This window comes from Sulfurimonas autotrophica DSM 16294 (assembly GCF_000147355.1).
GTDB lineage: Bacteria > Campylobacterota > Campylobacteria > Campylobacterales > Sulfurimonadaceae > Sulfurimonas > Sulfurimonas autotrophica.
Genome location: NC_014506.1, coordinates 400,348 through 420,309 on the forward strand (window position 1 = coordinate 400,348; position 19,962 = coordinate 420,309).

Sequence of the window (19,962 nt, forward strand, 5' to 3'; positions counted from 1 at the left end):
TCCTTAAACATCTTTTGTTGATTATAACACTAAATATTAAAAAGTGAAAATCTGTGTATAATTTGCATATGAATTTACAGGATTTAAAAAATACAACTATATTACTGCTTGGAAAGAGCAGGGCATTTAGCGAAGATGAGTTTTTCTCACAGCTAAAGTTTCATAACATCTCAATAGCGCAAGAGACGGGTGATGATGTACGTTTCATTGTAGAGGGACGTATGATGAGTCCTTATGAGCAAAATATGAGTGATGCATTTTATGAGGAAAAAAGATATGAATTTATAAATATAGATGTTTTCGAAAAGCTTTTAGCACAAGAGATAGATAATGATACACTGCTTATGAGTCTGAAACTCTCAAATGACAAGATGCGACTTAAAAGTTTTATACAAAACAGCTGTATTGACGATACTCTTTTTTTCAAACTTTTAAAAATGTACTCATTTGAGGGCGAAGATTTTTTTGAAAATGATGACAACCGCGATGTCTCCGCCGCGCTTATCGGCAGATTTTATGAAAATATAGAGAGAAACCATAATGTGCAGTATGCTACAACGGGCATTTATCATCTTATAGCACAAACTGACAATGAGCAGCTTTTAGAGGCAATAGCACAGCTTACACCTGCTCTACAACATCCAAAAATCATGAAAGCACTTGCGATGCATGAAAAAACACCGAGAAGTGTGCATAAAATATTTTTAAAAAAAGGTGATGACTCGGTAAAAGAGGCAATGGCTTATAATGCTAATTTAGATAAAAGCATAATACACGAACTGATAAAATATGAAGATTTGGCAGCCGTCGTGGCGCAAAACACCAAACTTGACGATGAGTTGTTTGGGTTTTTAAGCGCATATAAAACTTTTTTGGCAGCGAATGAAACACTTAGTGAGGTCATGCAGCAAGAACTTTTTAGTTTAAATGAAGAACAAGTGCATCTTGCTTTAGCGCAAAATAGAGGTTTACATGTAAGTATATGCAAACTCTTGTTACATGTAAAGAGTGAGGAAATAAAAAAAGCATTATATATAAACCGTGCAACACCTGTAGATATTTTACAAAATGCGTATAAAGAAGGTGGGTACAATGAAGCATTGAGTGCAAACAGTGCAACACCTCAAAGTATTTTACAAGAGCTTGCACAGAGTCAAGACGAGAAAATTCTTTATAATCTGGCAAAAAATGAGAACACACCGGTTGATATTTTGTATCAGCTGCAGCTTGACAGCCGTTTTGAGCGTGCGGTAAAAACAAATGAAGCCTTTGGAAAATATATACAGAGTCAAAATATAGGATGGTTAGTATGAGAGCAGGAGAATTAAGTCAGGCACTACAGGCACTTGTGCTGCAAAAAGTGCCTACGTTTTTGTGGGGAGCACCGGGGATTGGAAAGTCATCTATCGTCAAGCAGATTGCACAGGAAAATGATTTGGATTTCATCGATTTGCGTTTGGCGTTGATGGACCCGACGGATTTAAAAGGCATTCCTTTTTATGATAAAGAATCACATACCGCACTCTGGGCGCCACCGGCATTTTTGCCGCGTGAAGGCAGAGGCATATTGTTCTTAGATGAACTTAACTCCGCAGCACCAGCCGTACAGTCTTCGGCATATCAGCTTATACTTGACAGGCGTGTAGGTGAGTATGAACTGCCTGATGGCTGGGCAATTGTAGCAGCCGGAAACCGTGAGGGCGATAGAGGTGTGACATACAGAATGCCCGCACCGCTGGCAAACCGCTTTGTGCATTTTGAGCTTGAAGTGAGCGTGGATGATTGGCGGGAATGGGCGTATAAATACGGGCTTGACAGCAGAATTATTGCCTATATCAGCTACAAAAACGAGCATCTTTTTACTTTTGATGCAAAAAACGAGAGCAAAAGTTTTGCAACACCGAGAAGCTGGGAATATGTCGGTAATATTTTAAAAAGTTCTCTTGCGCAGGCATTGCTGCTAGATACTATAAGCGGTGCCGTAGGGCGTGACGCGGCTGTTTCATTTTTGAGTTTTTTAAAAGTTATGGACAGACTGCCTGATATTGAGACGATACTCAATGGAGAAGATTTTACTTACGGTGAAGAGGTAGATGTTTTATATGCTCTGAGTTCAGGCATTGTGAGTCATTACCTGCAAAACCCTAGTTCGCAGCGTCTGGAAAATCTACTGTGTTACACGCTCGAACTCAAAGGAGAATTTGCCGTTATGATTGCACAGGATCTACAGCGCGCAGGCATTACAATGGAAGGCTCAGAGGTCTTTAAAGAGTGGGTGAGAAAGTTTTCTTATCTTTTAGAGTAGGAAGCTTTTCAAAAAGAATATGCAAAACACAGAAAAGAAAATATCTCAGGCAAAAGCAAAACTCTTAGTAGATTATCCCTATTTTGGGACGCTTGCTTCCAAAATTTCGGTTGTTATAAATGACGATATAGAAGCATTTAAAAATGATGGTCAAAACCTTGAAATCAACAGTGATTATCTGCAGAATTTAGAACTCTCAGAAATGGAGTTTGTTTTTGCCAACGGAGCGATGCATACGAGTCTGGCTCATGAGATGCGAAAAAACAACCGCAGCGGATGGCTGTGGCAGATGGCCACCGATATGGCAGTCAATGATATGCTTGTGCAAAACGGTCTTGATATGCCTTACGGTGCACAGTACAGAGAACGCTTCAGCGGCATGTATGCCGAAGAGATTTATGCCGAGCTCAAAGATGATATCCTGCGTGATGATGAAAATTTGGAATACGAAGCTGATGATGTGGATGACGTACAACACAGTGAGAACGAAAAAAATGATGAAAAGCAAAACAACCAACAGACACAACAGGAACTAGAAGAAGAAATCCTGCAAGAGCAGCTTTTTGCCCAAGAAGCCATTAGCCTTTTAGAATCTAAAATGCAGACAGGTGAAGCACCGGCAATGATTGAACGTTTCTTTCAACTGAAGGACTTTGGAAAAATTGACTGGCGAAATGAGCTGAGGGTTGCACTTGATAAATACTTCAGAGATGACTATGTAGTGATGCCGCCGTCAAAAAAGCTGCTTTACAGCGGAATTTATCTGCCCTCAAATGTTTCTCAAACCTTTCGTCTTGTTATTGCAGTTGACAGCTCAGGTTCTATTGACGAAGTGCTTTTAAATGAGTTTTTGAGTGAAGTTAATTTTTTGATGACCTTGGTGCAAAATTATCAAATAGAGCTTTTAGTCTGTGATGAAAAAATTCGCTCACATAAAACTTTTTACAGCGGAGATGTGTTAGAAGTTGATGTAAAAGGCGGTGGAGCAACAGATTTTCGTCCGGTATTTCATTTTATAAATGAGAATTTTGATGATGTGAAACTACTTTTGTATTTTACAGATTTAGACGGAGCTTTTCCTCAAAACAGACCAGAATATGAAGTAAAATGGGTGAGCGCAAATGGACAAGAAATCCCTTTTGGAACTCTTGTAAAACTGGATTAAGCTTCAAATACAACTTGATCTCTGCCATTGTCTTTTGCTTTGTACAAAAGCATGTCTGCGGCATTTATATTTTCTTCAAGAGATTCTTCTTCATTAAAGAGTAGCGCCCCGATTGAGACACTAAAATTGATATACTGTTCATCTTTTAAATGAAAAGAGAATTTTTCTGCCTCTTCTCTGAGTCTGTTAAAAATTTCGTGTGCGCTGTATTGATTTATATTTTTAAGTACAACACAAAATTCTTCACCGCCAAATCTTGCAACTACATCATGTGGATTTGTAGAACTTCTTAGTATGTCAGCAAGTGCGGTAATGACTTTATCTCCCACATCATGACCGTAGGTGTCATTGATTTTTTTAAAATGGTCTATATCTATCATCCCGATGGAAAATTTTTCACCGCTGTCTTTAATTTCATCAATATATTCATTGATTGTTTCAAAAAAATATCTGCGGTTGTAAAGACCTGTCAGATAGTCACGATTTGCATAGTTTGTTATCATTTGTATATTTTCCAAAGCCTCTATAGAATTATTCACACGACAGGAAAACTCCTCTTTTGAAAAAGGTTTTTTTACATAATCATTTGCACCGTGTTTTAAAAATAGTGCGGTTATTTCTTCATCTTCATTCGAGGACAACGCAAGGATGCAGAGTTCATTTTTAGTATATGTTTTTCTGATTTGAATGGTAAGTTCTAAGCCGTCCATTACAGGCATATGGTAGTCAGTCAGTACAAGGGAGATGTCGGGCTGAGCTTGAAGCATACCGATAGCTTCTTCTCCATGTGCAACACTTATCACATTAAAAAAAAGATTCTCCAGCATTGTCTGCATCTGCTGTCTAAATATTCTTGAATCATCAACGACAAGAACTTTGTGCTTTTGGTTATTTTGCAGGCGCTGTATAGTATGAATAATATAGTTTATATCATCTACACCGCTTTTATTGACATAATCAATGATATTTTTTTTAAGAATTTTTTTTCTAAATTCTTTATCTATATTACCACTTAAAACCATAGCGTGAATCTTCTTTTTCGTTACATAATCAACGATTTCTCCATTGGGAGCATCTGGGAGATTTATGTCCAAAAGGGTAACAAAATATGTGTAGCGTGCTATGAAAAGTTTTGCTTCTGCTAAAGTGTAGGCTACATCCACTTCTATGCCCAAACTTGTTTGAATTTTTTTTGCGATAAGCTTTGCAAGTGTTTTATTATCTTCTACTATTAAAATTTTTTCACTCATATTGAATGTCCCTAAAATATATTAACTAATAGTATACAGTTATTAATCTAATATTATACTAAGAGTAGATATTATCCGTTTATGAATTACATGGATCTAATACTTGATAAACTACACAATAAACAAAACGTTTTTTTAACCGGCGGTGCGGGTGTTGGAAAAACCACTATTACAAGAGAGATTATCAAGCAGTATGAAAGCGAAGCCAAAAAAGTTGCCAAGCTTGCCTCAACAGGAATGGCAGCAACACTGATAAACGGGCAGACACTGCACAGCTTTTTTGATCTTGGAATCGCTTCAGATGTAGAAGAACTGCAAAACAATGCAAAATACGAAATCAAAAAAAAGATAAAAAAACTCATATCGAGTATGGATTTAATCGTCATAGATGAAATTTCTATGGTGAGTGATACGCTTTTTGAGATGATAGAACTGCGTTTGAATCAGGCAGGATTTAGCGGTTCGCTACTGGTCGTAGGTGATTTTTTACAGCTTCCTCCGGTTGTCCGCGGTTACGGTGAAGTCAAGTTTGCTTTTGAATCGCCTTCATGGAAAAATTTTGCCTTTGAAAAAGTAGAGTTGACGCATATCTACAGAACGGATGATTTGCGTTTTATAGAACTTTTACATGCGGTACGATTTGGAACTATTAATGAAGCAGTACATAATCAACTCAATGAATTTATAAAACCTCTGCCAAATGATCTGAGTCAGTTTACATTTTTGTTCGGAAAAAATATTTCGGCTACAAAACATAACAAAACCCAGCTCGATTTTATAGACGAGGCTTTACATGTAAAGGAAGCACAGGTCGTAAAACACCTTAAATCAACACAAGACAAAGAAGTAGAGCGTTTTATGGATGATGCAAGAATAGATAAAGAACTTGCATTAAAAGTTGGCGCTCCGGTGCTTTTTACACGCAATTCATGGAACTATTTTAACGGAGAGCGCGGTGTTGTCGTGAATGTGGATGCAAGTTATGTATATGTGCAAAAGAGTGATGGCAAGGTTGTCAAACTCGAGCCGACTGCCCAAAGTAAAGCACAATGGAAAGAAAAAAGCGTCGAGGGAAAAAAAGAGATGGTTGAAGAGAATATTTTTACCGTGTATCAGTTTCCAATCAAGCTTGCTTTTGCCATAACTATACATAAATCGCAGGGAATGAGCATAGAAGATTTAATTATTGACACGAATGAAATTTTTGCACCCTCACAATTTTATGTAGCACTTTCACGTTCATCAAACCCTGCAAGACTAACGCTCATCGCACCAAGTAAACAATGGTATGATTTGGCATATGTAAACCCAAAAGCTATGATATTTACTCAAAAAGAGCAAAGTTGTTGAAAAAAGTAGACAGCGGCGTGCTTTTTATGCTTGGAAGTGCTTTGATTTCTGCACTTAACGGGGCATTGACAAAAATACTCTCAGAAGATATTTCTGCTTTGGAAATTGTCTTTTTCCGTAATTTTATCGGTGTTTTTATTATATTCTATGCACTCAAACATACTGCGCCAAAACTCACAGGCGGTAAAATTCATATGCTTTTTACCCGTGGGCTTTTTGGGTTTATGGCAATGATTTTGTTTTTTTATACGATTACGGTTATTCCGCTGGGTGAGGCAATAACGCTGAACAAAACTTCGCCGTTTTTTGTGACACTTTTCGCTTATTTTCTTTTACATGAGCATTTGAACAGGCGAACACTGTTTGCACTGCTCATAGGTTTTTTGGGTGTTGTTCTAATTGTTAAACCTTTTGGTATGAGCTTCTCGTATGCCCATTTTTTAGGAATACTGGGCGGTTTTTTTGCAGCTGCTGCTTATACAACCATAAAAAAAATAAAAGACATTTATGACTCGCGCGTGATAGTGCTCTCTTTTGTAGGTATGGGAACACTCTTGCCCGCACTGTTGTTTTTAACGGCACCTTTTATTCATGCACCTGCATCACTGGAGTTTTTATTTCCTAAATTTATTCTCCCTAATACTTTACATGTATGGCTGTTAATTATCTTAATGGCATTTATCTCTACGCTTTCGCAATGGCTCTTAACCAAAGCATACAGTGCATCGAACTTAAGTATTGTAGGGGTTGTAAGTTACACAAATATCCCTTTTGCTATCGGTTTTGGCACTCTGCTTGGCGATAATTTCCCGGATACATTGACGTTTTTAGGTATATTGTTTATTGTGCTTGGCGGTATATTGGTGAGTAAAAGACAGTAATTAAGCTTTTTAGCAGAAAATAAAAGTTATCATTTACTTAAATATGTGAGAAAAGGGGGTTTTAGATGCAAGATACAAGCAAAAATGTTACTATTGCTATAGATGAAATTCCTGAGAATGTCGCTATTTACAAATTTGAAGAGGGTGATTTTGTCATTGTAGACTTTAATAAAAATGCCCAGAAGACTGAACATATTTCCAAAGAAGAAGTAGTAGGAAAAAAGTTAACAGAAGCTTTTCCAGGAGTAAAAGATTTTGGGCTTTTTGATATTTTATTAAATGTTTATGAAGACGGCAAGCCAAGAGAACTTGATACAAGACTCTACAAAGATGAAAAAGTAAATAGTTGGCGTTACAACAGTGTAAGAAAATTACCAAGCGGTGAGTTAATAGTCTTTTACAAAGATGTGACGAAATACAAAGAACTAGAAGATGAAGTGCATCACTTGGATAAAGAAACAGCACATAAACGTAAAAAGGTTCAACTACTTGCAAAAGCCTTAGAACAAACTGATGATATGGTTTTGATTACGGATGCTAACGGTATTATAGAATATGTCAATGATTCAGTCACCTTGAAAACAGGCTATGACAAAAGTGAACTTATAGGGAGTAAAACAAATATTTTCAAATCAGGAAAGCATACGAATGAATTTTATAAAAATCTATGGGGGACTATATTATCAGGGAAAAACTACCATAGTATCGTTATAGATAAAACAAAAGATGACAGGCTTTATTATGCAGATTTGAAAATTACGCCATTATTTGATGAAAACAAGACTATTCAAAATTTTGTTGCAACAAGTACAGATATCACAAGTCGTATTAAAATGGAAAAAAAGCTCAAGAAGTTGGCAACCATAGACAGTTTAACCAAGATATATAACAGATATAAAATAGATGAGGCGATCAATATTCAAATAGCGCGATATAGACGTTATAAAGAGCCATTTTGTATATTCATGTTTGATATAGATAACTTTAAAACTGTTAATGATACTTATGGACATGATGCAGGGGACAGAGTCTTGAAAGCTTTAAGTCGTTTGGTATCCAATCATATTCGAACTACTGATATATTTGGTCGTTGGGGTGGTGAAGAGTTTGTTATTATACTTGAAAATACAAGTAAAGAGGAAGCTTTTGTAATTACTGAAAAACTTAGAAAGATAGTCGAAGTATCTGTAATAGATGGAAAATATAAAATTACAATCAGTATAGGTGTCGCACAGTACGAAGAGTCAGAGTCAAGAGAAGAGTTAGTAAAAAAAGCAGATAAAGCTTTGTATAGAGCGAAAGAAAATGGAAGGAATCAAGTTGTTGCTGCATAAAAGTTTACTATTGGCAATATTGGTAGTAGTTGGCAGTTTCACTGCATGTGCATCACATCAAGATGATGGCTATTATGATAGAGCAAATAAAGCGAGTGAAAAAGCTTTGAAGAAGTTAGACAGAGAGTAGATTCTCTGTCCTTAAAGTTATTATAACTCTGATTCGTGTTTTGCCAAGTACTCAGCAACACCTTCAGTGTCAGCTTTCATACCTTCGTCGCCTTTTTGCCAGCCGGCAGGACAAACTTCACCGAACTCGTCAGTAAATTGTTGTGCGTCAATCATTCTTAACATTTCATCAACATTACGTCCAAGTGGTAAATCATTTACTACTGCATGACGTACGATTCCTTTGTCATCGATTAGAAATGAACCACGTAGTGCAACTGCATTGTTTAAAAGAACGTCAAAATCACGAGCGATATCTTTTGTTAAGTCTGCAACTAACGGGAAGTTGATACGGCCGATTCCACCTTCACTTACAGGAGTTTCTCTCCATGCGAAGTGAGAAAATTGTGAGTCAACTGAAATACCTACAACATTTACACCACGTTTTTGGAACTCTTCATATCTGTGAGAAAAGGCAATAATTTCTGACGGACAGACAAAAGTAAAGTCTAGCGGATAAAAGAATACAACCGTACCTTTTTCACCGTAATTTTCACTTAAAGTAAAGTCTTCAACGATTGAACCGTCAGCTAAAACTGCTGTAGCTGTAAAATCTGGAGCTGGATTTGTTACTAACATATAAATGTCCTTGTATATTAATTTTTATCACATAATTCTATCAAAGTTTTGCTAATAGCAAACTGTAATAATGCTCTAAAATTTAAACTAAAGATAATTTTTATTATTTAAGATAAAATCGCATTAAATAAATATCCGATTGCAATAATACCAAGTCCGACGATACCGAAAAAAGTTGCTATAAGTTTGGTATGTAGAATCTTTTTAAGTATCATCGCTTCTGGAAGGCTCAATGCCGTGACTGCCATCATAAAGCTTAATGCCGTACCAAGCAGCATACCTTTGTTCGTTAAAACTTCAACAAGCGGCATGATGCCCGCTGCATTCGAGTACATCGGCACACCCATAACAACAGCTATGAGAACCGCAAAAGGATTGTCTGCTCCTGCATATTTGGCAATAAAATCAGCCGGAATGTAACCGTGAATAAAAGCACCCACACCCACACCGACTAAAACATAAAGATATATCTGTTTAAAAATATCAAGTGTATAGTCCCATGCCTCTTTTGCTCTGTCTTTCATGGTAAGTGTAATTTTGACTTCCTCAAGTTCGCCTTCCATCGGCTTGACATTAAGGAGGATGTATTTTTCCATGCCGAGTTTACCAATGACAAAACCACCGGCGATGGCTACAAAAAGTCCAAAACCTATGTAAATAGCCGTAATCTTCCAGCCAAAAAGACCAAAGAGCAGGGCAATTGCCACTTCATTGTTCATCGGAGCGCTGATAAGAAAGGAAAAAGTCACACCGATGGGAATACGTGCCTGAATGAAGCCTAGAAACAGGGGAATTGCACTACAGCTGCAAAAGGGTGTGATGATACCAAAAAGAGCGGCAAGAACATTCCCGTAAAGCTCTGATTTACCCTGCAGGTGAGCACGGACATATTCCGTATTGAAGTGCGTTCTTAAGTATGAAACGATAAAGATGATGGTGATAAGCAAAAACCAAATTTTGACCGTATCGTAAATAAAAAAGTTAACAGCATCTCCGAGATGCCCCTCTAAATGTAGTATATTATTGGTTAAATAGTCAACGCTCTCTTTCCACATGTCTTAGCCGTTAATGAGTTTTAAAACTTCATCGACAGTAAGGACTTTGCCAGTGCTTACAACTTGACCATCAATTACAAGTCCCGGAGTACTGACTACATTGTACTCCATGATTTTCATGATATCATCCACTTTTTCAATCTGCACAAATTTACCGCTTTTGGCAACTGCCTGCTTCACTACTTCTTCCAAAGTTTTACATTTTGTACAGCCTGTGCCGAGTATTTCTATTTTCATTTTATTTTTCCTCACATAATTCTTTTTTAATAATTGGCAGCAGTTCTTTTTCCAGTAAATCAAGAGTTTTTTCATACTCTTGCTCTGCTTTGCCGCTTGGGTCTTCAAAGCCGATATGTATTGTCTTCACCGCTTTTGGAAACATAGGACAGGTCTCTTTTGCCGCATCACATACAGTCACGACCAAGTCAAAGGGCGTATCTAAAATAGTTTCTATAACTTTGGAGTGATACTCATCCCTCCAATAGCCTTTTTTTTCTAAAAGTGCTTGTGCATGAGGGTTTACTTTGCCGCTTGCTTTGACACCTGAACTTTGTGCATGAACACAATCACCAATCTTTGCATTGACAAGTGCCTCAGCCATGATAGAACGGCAGCTGTTTCCTGTGCATAGTATTAAAACTTCTTTTTTTTGACTCATATTTTACATTCTCCGTTTTGTGATGATTTTTTTATAGGCGGCAGCTGTATATCCAAATGCCTTATCTCTTCTAACGCTTCTGTGCGAAACCTGTCAAGAGGTGAACGAATAGCATAATATGCCCAAGTTCCTTTACGCTCAACTCTTAAAAATCCGGCCTCTTTTAAAATTTTCAGATGTCGTGAAAGACGTGACTGAATCATATCAAGAGAGTCTTGCAAATCGCAAACACAACACTCCCCGTATTCATCTAAAAATCGTAGTAAAAGCACCCGTGTTTCATCATTTAAGGCTGAAACTGTTTTTAAAAATATTTCCATGTTTACTCCATTTGTAAAATTATATCAGAATTAAGTTTTAATATCAAGATATCTTGATTTATGGATTTTATTTAGTTATAGTTTCACTATTATTATATAAAAGAGGTATAACTATGGCATTGGCATTTGGTTTATTTTTAGTAACACTGGTCTTTATTATTTGGCAGCCCAAGGGCTTACAAATTGGAACTACTGCGGTAATTGGCGCAATAGTTGCAATAGTTTTGGGTATCGTAAGTTTTGATGATGTTATCACCGTTATAGACATCGTCTGGGATGCAACTCTTGCTTTTATAGGTATTATCATATTATCAATGGTCCTTGATGAAATAGGCTTTTTTGAGTGGGCAGCCATTAAGATGGCACGTTTAAGCGGTGGAAGCGGCAATAAAATGTTTGTCTATATTTTACTTCTCGGTGCTGTTGTGGCAGCTTTTTTTGCCAATGACGGTGCTGCTTTGATTTTGACGCCTATTTTGCTGGCAAAAATGAAATACCTTAAAATGAAACCGCTTCCGATTTTTGCTTTTTTAATGGCAGGCGGTTTTATCGGTGATGCTGCGTCAAATCCGCTTGTTATTTCAAACCTTACAAACATTGTGACAGTGGGATATTTTGATATTGGTTTTGTAGAATATGCTAAAAATATGTTCCTGCCAAACCTGCTGAGTATTATGGCTTCCATTGCAATTTTATGGGTTTACTTTAGAAAAGATATCCCTTTACATGTAAACGTAGATGAACTCCCTCAAGCTGCTTCTGTCATTAAAAATCAAACAATGTTTAAATTTTCTTGGGGTTTCCTGGCACTTCTAATGGGTGGCTACTTTATAGGGGATAGACTGCATTTACCCGTTTCAGTCTTTGCTCTTGGCGGTGCTTTACTCTTTTTGGCAATCGCAAACCATTATAAAGCAGTTAAACCGATTATGACAATAAAAGCCGCACCCTGGCAAGTTGTATGGTTTAGTATCGGGCTGTATGTTGTAGTGTACGGCTTAAAAAATGCAGGGCTGACAGACATCATTGCTTCATGGATTGAATTACTCATTGCGCAGGGGGAAGTTGCTGCCGTCATCGGTACAGGCTTTTTATCGGCTCTAATCAGTTCCATAATGAACAATATGCCGACAATCATGATAATGGACATCGCCATAGACAAAGTTGGTTACGCTGGACATGAAGCACTGGTTTATGCAAATATTTTAGGCTCAAATCTTGGACCGAAAATGACACCGATAGGTTCTCTTGCAACACTTCTATGGTTACATGTACTCGCACAAAAAGGTGTCAAAATCGGCTGGGGTGAGTATATGAAAGTAGGACTTGTTGTTACACCTCCAGTGTTATTTATTGCATTATTAGGTTTAATTTAAGCCAATATGATGTAGCATAGTAATTATGAAAATAAAATTACTTGCTTTATCCTTACTATTATTTATTTCTTTACGCGCAGATGAATATTCCTTTGTTGTGTATAATGATTTCTTCGCAGGAGAAGACGGGCATTTTACTAACGGTGTATCTTTGTCCTGGCTTGAAGATAATGAAGAAAATTCATATACAAATTTTTTAACAGCATCACTTGGCACTCTTTCATTTCCTCTTGAGAACTCCAAAAACTACAATGCAGGCTTGAGTATCAACCAAATTATATTAACGCCGATTAATACAGAAAAAGCAACACCCCAATATAATGATTTGCCTTATGCAGGTTACTTGTCCCTTGCAACGTATCTTTTTGAATGGGATTCTTACAGTTTTAATGAATACAGTATAGAAATAGGCGTTGTAGGGAAAGAATCAGGGGCTGAGTATGTACAAAATAAATTCCATAAAATTATAGGTAATGACGAATCAAAAGGCTGGAACACGCAACTTGGAACAAGATACACTTTTAACCTCTTTTTCCACCATGGTGTAAAGCCGTGGCAGGGTAAAATCGGACAAAATCTGCAAGCGGACTGGTTTTATCATTATGGTGCGACGCTTGGGACTTTTGATGTATCGGGTTTTGGAGGAACTGCTTTTAGAATAGGACAAAATTATGTCCATAACTTCAACTCTCATTATCCCTATTTAAAAGAAGAGGCCGGTTTGGTAAGTGTTGATGGATTAAAGCAGGGCTTTGGGTGGTCTGTGAGTGCAGGTGCCGACGGGGAATATTTAGCGTATTCATATGTATTTAACAAGGCTAAAAATGACGGGTATGCTGTGCATATTGAAGGCTTAAGTGCTGTGGCAAATCTCTCTGCAAGTTTGTATTACAATCATCATAAATTTCGTTTTTTCTATGAAATTCCTTCACACTATATAAAAGAAGAAAGAGGCGTCAATATTTTTGGCGGATTTATGTACTCCTATAAATTTTAATTTTTTAGCATTAATTTATTTTTTCTCTGCTATAATTAACTAAATAGTTAGTTATGCGCAATGAGGGAGAAAAAAATGGCAAAACAAAAACGTGATGCAGAAGCAACAAAGGCAAAAATTTTGACAAGTGCGATTGCACTGTTTTCAAAAAACGGCTTTGATGCTACGACAGCCGATGATATAGCTAAAGAAAGTCAAGTCAATAAAGCATTGATTTACTACTACTTTAAAAATAAAGCAGGTCTTTATGAAACTGTGATGAGCAGCTTGTTTAACTCTATATATGAAGAGGTAATTAAAGCTGAAAAATGTTGTGACTCAATTACATCAGAGTTGCATGCGTTTATAGAGACCTATGCAAACTACGCGCAAAAACATCCTTATTTCCCTGCATTGTTACTACGAGAACTCAGCGACAGCGGAGCACATCTGCCTGAGATGATGTTTGCAAGCATGCGAAGACTCTTTTTGCTTTTGAGCGATATTTTGCGTCGTGGTGAAGCAGAAGGTGTGTTTAAAAAATCTATTCCGATGGTGCTTCATTTTATGATTATAGGGAGTTTAAATCTTTTGGTGACAACTCAGCCTTTGCGCAAACAAGCAGCACAAATGGACAGTGAAGTTGATACCTGCAGTGAGTGCCCTATGGATGAAATAGCAGAGTATATTTTTAACACGGTGAAAGCCGCTTTGGAGGTTAATTAAATGAAAAAAATAATTTTATCTTTGGCAGTTCCTTTTGTGATGTACGCACAAAACCTGTCCCAACTCTTTGATGCACTTAAAGTCCATTCACAAACAAAGTCAGACGAAATAGCGGTACAAAAGAGCGAAGTGCAACAAGATTTAGTCTATGCAAATTTATATCCAAAAGTGAATTTATTTGGTAGTTTTGACAACTACTCAAGTCCGACAAATATGAAACCAATAGCACCAAATGTTTTGAAGCCAATGCTTTCAGATCAGTCTATAGCACAGCCATATAGCTATAATATTTACAAAACAGGTGCTAACTTCACTATGCCAATTTTTGTCAAGTTTATTTATACAGCGGCAGACAAAGCAAAAGCACTGCAAAAAAGTGCAAAGGCAAAAAAGCATATAAATCTTTTGAAAAATGAAGCGCTTATAGTAGGCGCGAATGCAAATTATTTATATCTTGATTCACTGCTTAAAGCTTTACATGTAAAAGAAGAATCATTGCAGGAGACTCAAAAAACAACACAGATAAAAGTTGACAACGGCAGAGCACCGGAGTCGGCACTCTATAAAATAAACGATGCACTTAATCAGGTGGCAATTGCAAAAAATAACATACAATTGGAAAAGAAAAAGCTTATAAGTACAATTCAAACATTGACAGGCATAGTTCTTGATAAACCGGTGTCTATGCATGAACTTGCATCATTTAGCAAAGGACAAATGGGTGCACTACAGCCGTTGCAGGACAAACTTCGCGCAGACAGACTGGGTATAAAAGCTGAAAAAGAGAAACTCTACCCGACGCTTGTCGCACATGGCAATTATGCTTTTTCAAAAGCAACCGCTTATAATAATGACAAAGATGTCAATGAAGAGTATGGCAATGTCGGCGTTGTTTTAAATATTCCTCTTTTGGCAATGGACAGTTATGCTAGCATAAAACTCTCTCAAATAGAGCTGCGTGCAGGTGAAATAGAACTCGCAAAACTTTCAGATGAACTCACGGCTCAGGCAAAAATGCTTGAAGACTCACTGGAACTTTTGAAAAACTCACAAAAATTGTATGTACACAGTGTTGAAGATAAGAAAAAACTTTTAGAAATCGCGAAAGTAAATTATAACAGTGGCAGACTCTCAACAGAAGAGTATTTACGATATGAAGATGATGTTGTTTCGCAAGAAGCAAATTTATACAAAATAGAGGCAACAAGGTGGCAGACGCTTATGCAGTTGGCAGTGATATATGCAAATAATATAGAGGAGATGGTTCAATGAGTAAAATAGTAAAAATAGGTTTGGGTGTTGTTGTTACAGTAGCACTGGTAGTTGGGGGTGTAAAGGCAGTTAAAAATGCACAGGCAAAAGACAAAGCAACTCCAAAAGCAAAAATTTACCCTGTAGTTGTTTCAAAAATGAATCCGAAAATGTCACAGGTACAACTGACACTGCCGTATTTGGCAGAAGTGGCAAATGACAAAGATGTAAAACTTTCAGCAAGAATTGCAGCAAGAATTATGAAAATTATGCCAAGCGGGTCACGTGTCAAAAAAGGTGATTTGCTTATAAAGCTTGACACGACAAGTATAGAAAGTTCGCTCTCAAGTGTAAAAGAACAGCTTCACTCTGCCCAAATTACTCTGCAAAATTTAGAGCGTACTCATGGGAGAACGCTTGATCTCCTAAAAGTAAAAGGTGCGTCCATCGAGGAGTCGCAAAAAGAAGAGAGTATGATAGCAAGCGCGCAGGCTGCACTCAATGCCCTCAAACAAAAAGAGATAGAGCTTAGAAACAATCTCTCCTATGCGACCATCACTTCCCCTGTGGATGGTGTCATAGCAAAAACATTTGCAAATCAGGGTGCTATCAGTGCTCCGGGAAAACCTCTTGTGGCTATCAGCTCCAAAAACGGATTTTTTCTTTTAGTGAGAGTTCCGAGTGATTTACCAATAAAAGGTGTAGAATTTAGCGGTAAAAAGTATGATGCTACTGCTCTTGGCAGTACTTTTAACGGTTTGTCTGAGTATAAAGTATATACAGGCAATACAAATTTGACAAGCGGAGACAGAGTTGAGGTCAATGTGCTTGTATTTAATGCAAAAGCAATTCTTTTGCCTTTTGATGCACTGCTGAACCGAAACGGCAAAAGTTATGTGCTTGTTATTTCGGGGAATAAAGCAAATGCCGAGGAAGTGCATATTATTCAAAGTGCACAGCAGGGCGTTGTTGTTTCTGATAATCTTGAGGGAAAAAATATTGTTGTGGCAAAACCGGATATTTTGTTAAAACTTACAAGCGGTTACAGTTTAAAAGTAAAGGACTAAAAAATGTTTGAATTTTTTTATAAACGACCTTATTTGCTCTATTCCATTATAGCAGCTTTTTTTATAATGGGGATTATTGCACTGATAACACTGCCTAAAAACCTCTTTCCCGATGCCAATCCACCACAGGTAATTGTTATTACCCAAGTGCCGGGAGCTACGGCTCAGGTAGCGGCTTCTACCGTTTCAAAACCAATCGAGCAGGAGATTTCGCGTCTTGGTTTGGTAACAGATGTCAGCAGTGTCAATGTTGCAGGTTTTTCTATCGTAAAAGCTGATTTTGGGTATAAAAAAGGGCTTAATGCCGCGGCGGTTGATGTGGCAAATGCTCTCTCAATTGCAAAAGCAAAACTGCCTGCGGGAGTCAATCCGGCTATATATACAGCGGGGGATTTTACGCTTCCTGTAGATGTGATAGCACTGAGTCCGAAAAATACCAATGTCAACTTGGCAGATATCAGAAAAATTGCCGACAGTTTTATAAAACCGCATCTTTTAAGCAATAAAACCATAGGAAATGTAGAGGTGTTCGGAGGGTATCAAAGTGCTATAAATATAGAAGTTGACCCGTTTAAAGCAAAAAGATACGGTGTGAACTTTGAAACTATTACAAAAGCTATAAACACGCTTAACCGTGATATTCCTATAGGGTTTATCAAGGGTGATAACGACTTTTACACGGTTACTTTTTACGGTGAAAAAGACAATATAGAGAAGCTCAACCAACTTCAAATTATGCCCAATGTCAGGCTTAGTGATATTGCAGATGTAAAATGGGGATACAAAAAAAGAACAAGCGGTTACATGGGTAACGGTAAAGATGCCATAGCCCTTGCTATTCAACGCGCACCCGGCGGAAGTGTTTTAGATGTCAGTAAGGCAGCCAGAAAAGAGCTGGCAAAGCTCAAGCAGGAGTACCCGAATATCAAGTTTGAAATAAGCGACACGCAAAGAGACCTGATTGAACAGGCAAATGATAATATGCTTGAGGCATTACGTGATGCAGTCATTTATACACTGCTTGTGATTATGCTCTTTTTGGGAAATTTTCGAGCCATCATAGCAGCGGGTCTTTCTATTCCTATGGTATTTTTCTCAACTATGGCTATCATCTGGCTGACAGGCGGCGAGTTAAACATCGTTATTTATACAGCAATTATATTGGCTCTTGGAATGCTTACAGATGATGCGGTCGTAGTGCTTGAAAATATTGAAAGGCATCTCAACGAAGGGCATGAAAAGCTCGAAGATGCTATAACACACGGAACAAAAGAGGTTTTAAGCCCTGTATTTGCGGGAACTGCAGCGACTATTGCTATTTTATTTCCATTAATGTTTGTCGGCGGTTTTCCTGAGAAGATTTTTAAACCTTTGATTGAAACATTGATAATTGCACTCTTAGTGAGTTATTTTTTATCTATTACTTTTATACCCTCTCTTTCAAAATGGCTCTATAAAAACGGCGTCGGTAAAACAAAAATAGAGGGGTATTTTGAGTGGTTCTATCAAAACACGATAGGCAGACTTGTTGCTCCTTATGTCGGGATTATTAAATTTTCCAATGGGAAATGGTGGTTTGTACGACGTATGTTGTTAACAATCGGTGTTATCGCTGTTTTACTTGTAAGTATGAAAAATATTATGCCCACAATCGGTAAAGACGCTATGCCTCCTATGGATACGGGAATTATTAAGGCACAAATAGCCTTTAGCTCAAATGAAACGGTTGACAGCGCGCAGAAAAAAATTCAGCCGGTACTTGATTGGTTGAAAACACAAAAATGGGTAAAAATGAGTTCAGTTGCATTTGGAACAGAACCGGGAGTGTTAAGTCTTGGAAGCGGTAACCTGCCTTCAGAAGCGACTATTACCATTAATGCTGTAAACAGATTTGAACGTAAGCAGACTATGTGGGAACTTGAAAATATCATTCGAGACAAATTAGCAAAGGTCGAGGGACTCAAACGTAATGATGTTTTTGATTTTGGTGCAACAGCACTCTCATCCATAAAGGCAACAGTTGATGTGCGCCTCAGTTCTCCTGTCATTGATGGATTAACCGACAATGCACATAAAGTTGCCAATGCTATACAAAATGTACATGGTTTAACTTCGGTAAGCACAAGCTGGGACAAAGATTTTATGGAAGTGGAACTTGATATTGATGAAAATAAGGCACTCAGTTACGGTGTGACACCGTATCAAATAGCGATGCAAATTCCTATAAAAGGGCAGATTGTCGGACTCAATGCCAACTTGGAATCTATGAATACGCAGTTTGTAAGACTCTACTTAAAAGGAAAATTTTCTAAAAATATAGAAACTTTACGACTCTTGCCTATTGCGACGCCGAGAGGCGAAATACCTCTGAGTCAAATTGCAACGCTTAAAAGACATTTGACTTTTGCAAAGATAGAGCGTGATAAAATGCTCTACAGTGTGGATGTTAACGGTTACAGAGCAAAAAGACCGGTAACACATTTGACTGATGATACAATAGCAGCACTCAAAAAAGCAAATATAAAAGATGTGAAAATAGACCAGACAGGTGACATCGCTCAGATTAATGACAGTTTTGCACGCATGTTAAAAGCTATTGGCTTAGGTGTGATTATTTTACTAATGACGCTTATAGCCATTTATAAGTCTGTAAGAATGGCATTTGTGATGATTCTTGTTCTACCTTTGTCTCTCATAGGGGCGGCATGGGGTATGCTGCTTTTTGGAAAACCAAGCTGCATGCCGAGTCTGCTTGGAATATTGCTGCTTTTTGGTATTATTATTAAAAATGCGGTACTCTTAATTGATTTTTATCAAAGTTATCGAGCAGAGGGCGAGAGACCGTTTGAGAGTGCTATTGAATCTGTTCGTGTACGTTTTCGTCCTGTAATGATGACGGCTTTTGGAACAATCGCAGGTATGATTCCTATCGCGTTAGAGCAGGCAGTAGGCTTAGAGAGACTCAGCCCGCTTGCAGACGTGGCAATAGGCGGACTTTTAATAGGAACACTTTTAACCCTTATATATGTGCCGATGTATGCCTATATATTTGACAAAGACAATAAAAAAACAAACCCTATAAATAAAGCCGAAGAAGCACTGCTCTCTTAAAAAGGAAAAAATATGCAAGAAATTGCCTGTCATACAATGAATGAGGGTGAGATTTTAAATGAATCTCATCCGGAGTATCCGCTTTATGAAGGTGTGCTATACGGCGACAGAGTCAGCACGGCAAAGTTTTCAAAAAGACTGAGCTGTTCTATAAAACATCTGCCGCTGCGTTTGAAATTTCACTATGAATATGATACACTTAAGGCGATAGAAAACGGCGTGACAAAAAGTCCGACACTTATTCTTAATGGAGATATATTTCTTGAAGGACTGACGCAAGCTGAAGAGATAACAAAAGCGTTTGAACAATTAAGTAAACAATAAAAAATTAATTACAACTAAATAAATTATTTAATATTTTAAATTAACAGTTAAGATTGTTTTTAAGAT

The 19,962-nt window shown here is 37.5% G+C and carries 20 protein-coding genes; 14 read left to right on the forward strand and 6 right to left on the reverse strand.

All coding sequences use genetic code 11. The annotated features are described in order from the left end of the window. Window positions 1-68 precede the first annotated feature (68 nt). Genes SAUT_RS02125 through SAUT_RS02135 form a run of 3 tightly spaced genes read left to right on the forward strand, consistent with a single transcriptional unit; the run spans window position 69 to window position 3,470 of the window. Window positions 69-1,313 (forward strand): hypothetical protein, encoded by a 1,245-nt coding sequence (locus SAUT_RS02125; RefSeq protein WP_013326227.1) that lies wholly within the window; start codon window positions 69-71, stop codon window positions 1,311-1,313. Next, window positions 1,310-2,305: an AAA family ATPase gene (locus tag SAUT_RS02130; protein ID WP_013326228.1), complete on the forward strand. Its 996-nt coding sequence runs from the start codon at window positions 1,310-1,312 to the stop codon at window positions 2,303-2,305. Before SAUT_RS02125 ends, SAUT_RS02130 begins: the two co-directional genes overlap by 4 nt. Window positions 2,306-2,324: 19 nt before the next feature. Then, entirely contained in the window at window positions 2,325-3,470 is a 1,146-nt protein-coding gene (locus SAUT_RS02135; RefSeq protein WP_013326229.1) for a vWA domain-containing protein, read from the forward strand. On the opposite strand, the gene SAUT_RS02140 is transcribed toward SAUT_RS02135, so the two are convergent. Then, window positions 3,467-4,720: a GGDEF domain-containing response regulator gene (locus tag SAUT_RS02140; protein WP_013326230.1), complete on the reverse strand. Its 1,254-nt coding sequence runs from the start codon at window positions 4,718-4,720 to the stop codon at window positions 3,467-3,469. The two genes, SAUT_RS02135 and SAUT_RS02140, sit on opposite strands and share 4 nt — an antisense overlap. Before the next feature lie 81 nt (window positions 4,721-4,801). On the opposite strand from SAUT_RS02140, the gene SAUT_RS02145 reads away from it, so the two are divergent. The 4 genes from SAUT_RS02145 (at window position 4,802) to SAUT_RS11335 (ending at window position 8,415) form a co-directional block, all read left to right on the forward strand. Further along, window positions 4,802-6,070 carry an ATP-dependent DNA helicase gene (locus SAUT_RS02145; RefSeq protein WP_013326231.1) on the forward strand — a complete coding sequence of 423 codons (1,269 nt, stop codon included), beginning with the start codon at window positions 4,802-4,804 and terminating at the stop codon, window positions 6,068-6,070. Then, complete coding sequence (locus tag SAUT_RS02150; protein ID WP_245534117.1) at window positions 6,064-6,951, forward strand: DMT family transporter; 888 nt, start codon at window positions 6,064-6,066, stop codon at window positions 6,949-6,951. The genes SAUT_RS02145 and SAUT_RS02150 overlap by 7 nt, the downstream gene beginning before the upstream one ends. Before the next feature lie 65 nt (window positions 6,952-7,016). Next, on the forward strand, window positions 7,017-8,285 hold the full coding sequence (locus SAUT_RS02155) for a GGDEF domain-containing protein (RefSeq protein ID WP_013326233.1): 1,269 nt from the start codon (window positions 7,017-7,019) through the stop codon (window positions 8,283-8,285). Next, window positions 8,272-8,415: a hypothetical protein gene (locus SAUT_RS11335; protein ID WP_169302247.1), complete on the forward strand. Its 144-nt coding sequence runs from the start codon at window positions 8,272-8,274 to the stop codon at window positions 8,413-8,415. The genes SAUT_RS02155 and SAUT_RS11335 overlap by 14 nt, the downstream gene beginning before the upstream one ends. Before the next feature lie 20 nt (window positions 8,416-8,435). On the opposite strand, the gene SAUT_RS02160 is transcribed toward SAUT_RS11335, so the two are convergent. The 5 genes from SAUT_RS02160 to SAUT_RS02180 form a co-directional block, all read right to left on the reverse strand. Next, window positions 8,436-9,032 carry a peroxiredoxin gene (locus tag SAUT_RS02160; protein ID WP_013326235.1) on the reverse strand — a complete coding sequence of 199 codons (597 nt, stop codon included), beginning with the start codon at window positions 9,030-9,032 and terminating at the stop codon, window positions 8,436-8,438. Between the two features lie 107 nt (window positions 9,033-9,139). Beyond that, entirely contained in the window at window positions 9,140-10,087 is a 948-nt protein-coding gene (locus tag SAUT_RS02165) for a permease (protein ID WP_013326236.1), read from the reverse strand. A gap of 3 nt (window positions 10,088-10,090) precedes the next feature. Further along, window positions 10,091-10,324: a thioredoxin family protein gene (locus tag SAUT_RS02170; RefSeq protein WP_013326237.1), complete on the reverse strand. Its 234-nt coding sequence runs from the start codon at window positions 10,322-10,324 to the stop codon at window positions 10,091-10,093. Window position 10,325: 1 nt separating this feature from the next. After that, window positions 10,326-10,745 (reverse strand): arsenate reductase ArsC, encoded by a 420-nt coding sequence (locus SAUT_RS02175; protein ID WP_013326238.1) that lies wholly within the window; start codon window positions 10,743-10,745, stop codon window positions 10,326-10,328. Further along, window positions 10,742-11,065, reverse strand: coding sequence for an ArsR/SmtB family transcription factor (locus tag SAUT_RS02180; protein WP_013326239.1), 324 nt, complete (start codon window positions 11,063-11,065; stop codon window positions 10,742-10,744). The genes SAUT_RS02175 and SAUT_RS02180 overlap by 4 nt, the downstream gene beginning before the upstream one ends. Window positions 11,066-11,178: 113 nt before the next feature. On the opposite strand from SAUT_RS02180, the gene SAUT_RS02185 reads away from it, so the two are divergent. The 7 genes from SAUT_RS02185 (at window position 11,179) to SAUT_RS02215 (ending at window position 19,896) form a co-directional block, all read left to right on the forward strand. Then, window positions 11,179-12,441, forward strand: coding sequence for an arsenic transporter (locus SAUT_RS02185; RefSeq protein WP_013326240.1), 1,263 nt, complete (start codon window positions 11,179-11,181; stop codon window positions 12,439-12,441). Between the two features lie 25 nt (window positions 12,442-12,466). Continuing rightward, window positions 12,467-13,438, forward strand: coding sequence for a lipid A deacylase LpxR family protein (locus SAUT_RS02190; RefSeq protein ID WP_013326241.1), 972 nt, complete (start codon window positions 12,467-12,469; stop codon window positions 13,436-13,438). 75 nt (window positions 13,439-13,513) lie between these two features. After that, the gene (locus SAUT_RS02195) at window positions 13,514-14,143 is read left to right on the forward strand and encodes a TetR/AcrR family transcriptional regulator (protein ID WP_013326242.1); all 630 of its coding nucleotides are present in this window, start codon (window positions 13,514-13,516) and stop codon (window positions 14,141-14,143) included. Continuing rightward, entirely contained in the window at window positions 14,144-15,415 is a 1,272-nt protein-coding gene (locus SAUT_RS02200) for a TolC family protein (RefSeq protein WP_013326243.1), read from the forward strand. Then, window positions 15,412-16,461 carry an efflux RND transporter periplasmic adaptor subunit gene (locus SAUT_RS02205; protein WP_013326244.1) on the forward strand — a complete coding sequence of 350 codons (1,050 nt, stop codon included), beginning with the start codon at window positions 15,412-15,414 and terminating at the stop codon, window positions 16,459-16,461. The genes SAUT_RS02200 and SAUT_RS02205 overlap by 4 nt, the downstream gene beginning before the upstream one ends. Before the next feature lie 3 nt (window positions 16,462-16,464). Further along, a complete protein-coding gene (locus SAUT_RS02210) occupies window positions 16,465-19,572 on the forward strand; it encodes an efflux RND transporter permease subunit (RefSeq protein ID WP_013326245.1) in 3,108 nt (1,035 codons plus the stop codon). A gap of 12 nt (window positions 19,573-19,584) precedes the next feature. After that, window positions 19,585-19,896: a hypothetical protein gene (locus SAUT_RS02215; protein WP_013326246.1), complete on the forward strand. Its 312-nt coding sequence runs from the start codon at window positions 19,585-19,587 to the stop codon at window positions 19,894-19,896. Window positions 19,897-19,962 lie beyond the last annotated feature (66 nt).

Bases quoted from the DNA above. Each gene is read 5' to 3' on its own strand.
- SAUT_RS02125 (WP_013326227.1), top strand. From the start codon at position 69: ATGAATTTACAGGATTTAAAAAATACAACTATATTACTGCTTGGAAAG.
- SAUT_RS02140 (WP_013326230.1), bottom strand. From the start codon at position 4,720: ATGAGTGAAAAAATTTTAATAGTAGAAGATAATAAAACACTTGCAAAG.
- SAUT_RS02195 (WP_013326242.1), top strand. From the start codon at position 13,514: ATGGCAAAACAAAAACGTGATGCAGAAGCAACAAAGGCAAAAATTTTG.
- SAUT_RS02160 (WP_013326235.1), bottom strand. From the start codon at position 9,032: ATGTTAGTAACAAATCCAGCTCCAGATTTTACAGCTACAGCAGTTTTA.
- SAUT_RS02185 (WP_013326240.1), top strand. From the start codon at position 11,179: ATGGCATTGGCATTTGGTTTATTTTTAGTAACACTGGTCTTTATTATT.
- SAUT_RS02205 (WP_013326244.1), top strand. From the start codon at position 15,412: ATGAGTAAAATAGTAAAAATAGGTTTGGGTGTTGTTGTTACAGTAGCA.
- SAUT_RS02165 (WP_013326236.1), bottom strand. From the start codon at position 10,087: ATGTGGAAAGAGAGCGTTGACTATTTAACCAATAATATACTACATTTA.
- SAUT_RS02190 (WP_013326241.1), top strand. From the start codon at position 12,467: ATGAAAATAAAATTACTTGCTTTATCCTTACTATTATTTATTTCTTTA.
- SAUT_RS02200 (WP_013326243.1), top strand. From the start codon at position 14,144: ATGAAAAAAATAATTTTATCTTTGGCAGTTCCTTTTGTGATGTACGCA.
- SAUT_RS02210 (WP_013326245.1), top strand. From the start codon at position 16,465: ATGTTTGAATTTTTTTATAAACGACCTTATTTGCTCTATTCCATTATA.
- SAUT_RS02175 (WP_013326238.1), bottom strand. From the start codon at position 10,745: ATGAGTCAAAAAAAAGAAGTTTTAATACTATGCACAGGAAACAGCTGC.
- SAUT_RS02135 (WP_013326229.1), top strand. From the start codon at position 2,325: ATGCAAAACACAGAAAAGAAAATATCTCAGGCAAAAGCAAAACTCTTA.
- SAUT_RS02130 (WP_013326228.1), top strand. From the start codon at position 1,310: ATGAGAGCAGGAGAATTAAGTCAGGCACTACAGGCACTTGTGCTGCAA.
- SAUT_RS02155 (WP_013326233.1), top strand. From the start codon at position 7,017: ATGCAAGATACAAGCAAAAATGTTACTATTGCTATAGATGAAATTCCT.
- SAUT_RS02170 (WP_013326237.1), bottom strand. From the start codon at position 10,324: ATGAAAATAGAAATACTCGGCACAGGCTGTACAAAATGTAAAACTTTG.
- SAUT_RS02215 (WP_013326246.1), top strand. From the start codon at position 19,585: ATGCAAGAAATTGCCTGTCATACAATGAATGAGGGTGAGATTTTAAAT.
- SAUT_RS02180 (WP_013326239.1), bottom strand. From the start codon at position 11,065: ATGGAAATATTTTTAAAAACAGTTTCAGCCTTAAATGATGAAACACGG.
- SAUT_RS02145 (WP_013326231.1), top strand. From the start codon at position 4,802: ATGAATTACATGGATCTAATACTTGATAAACTACACAATAAACAAAAC.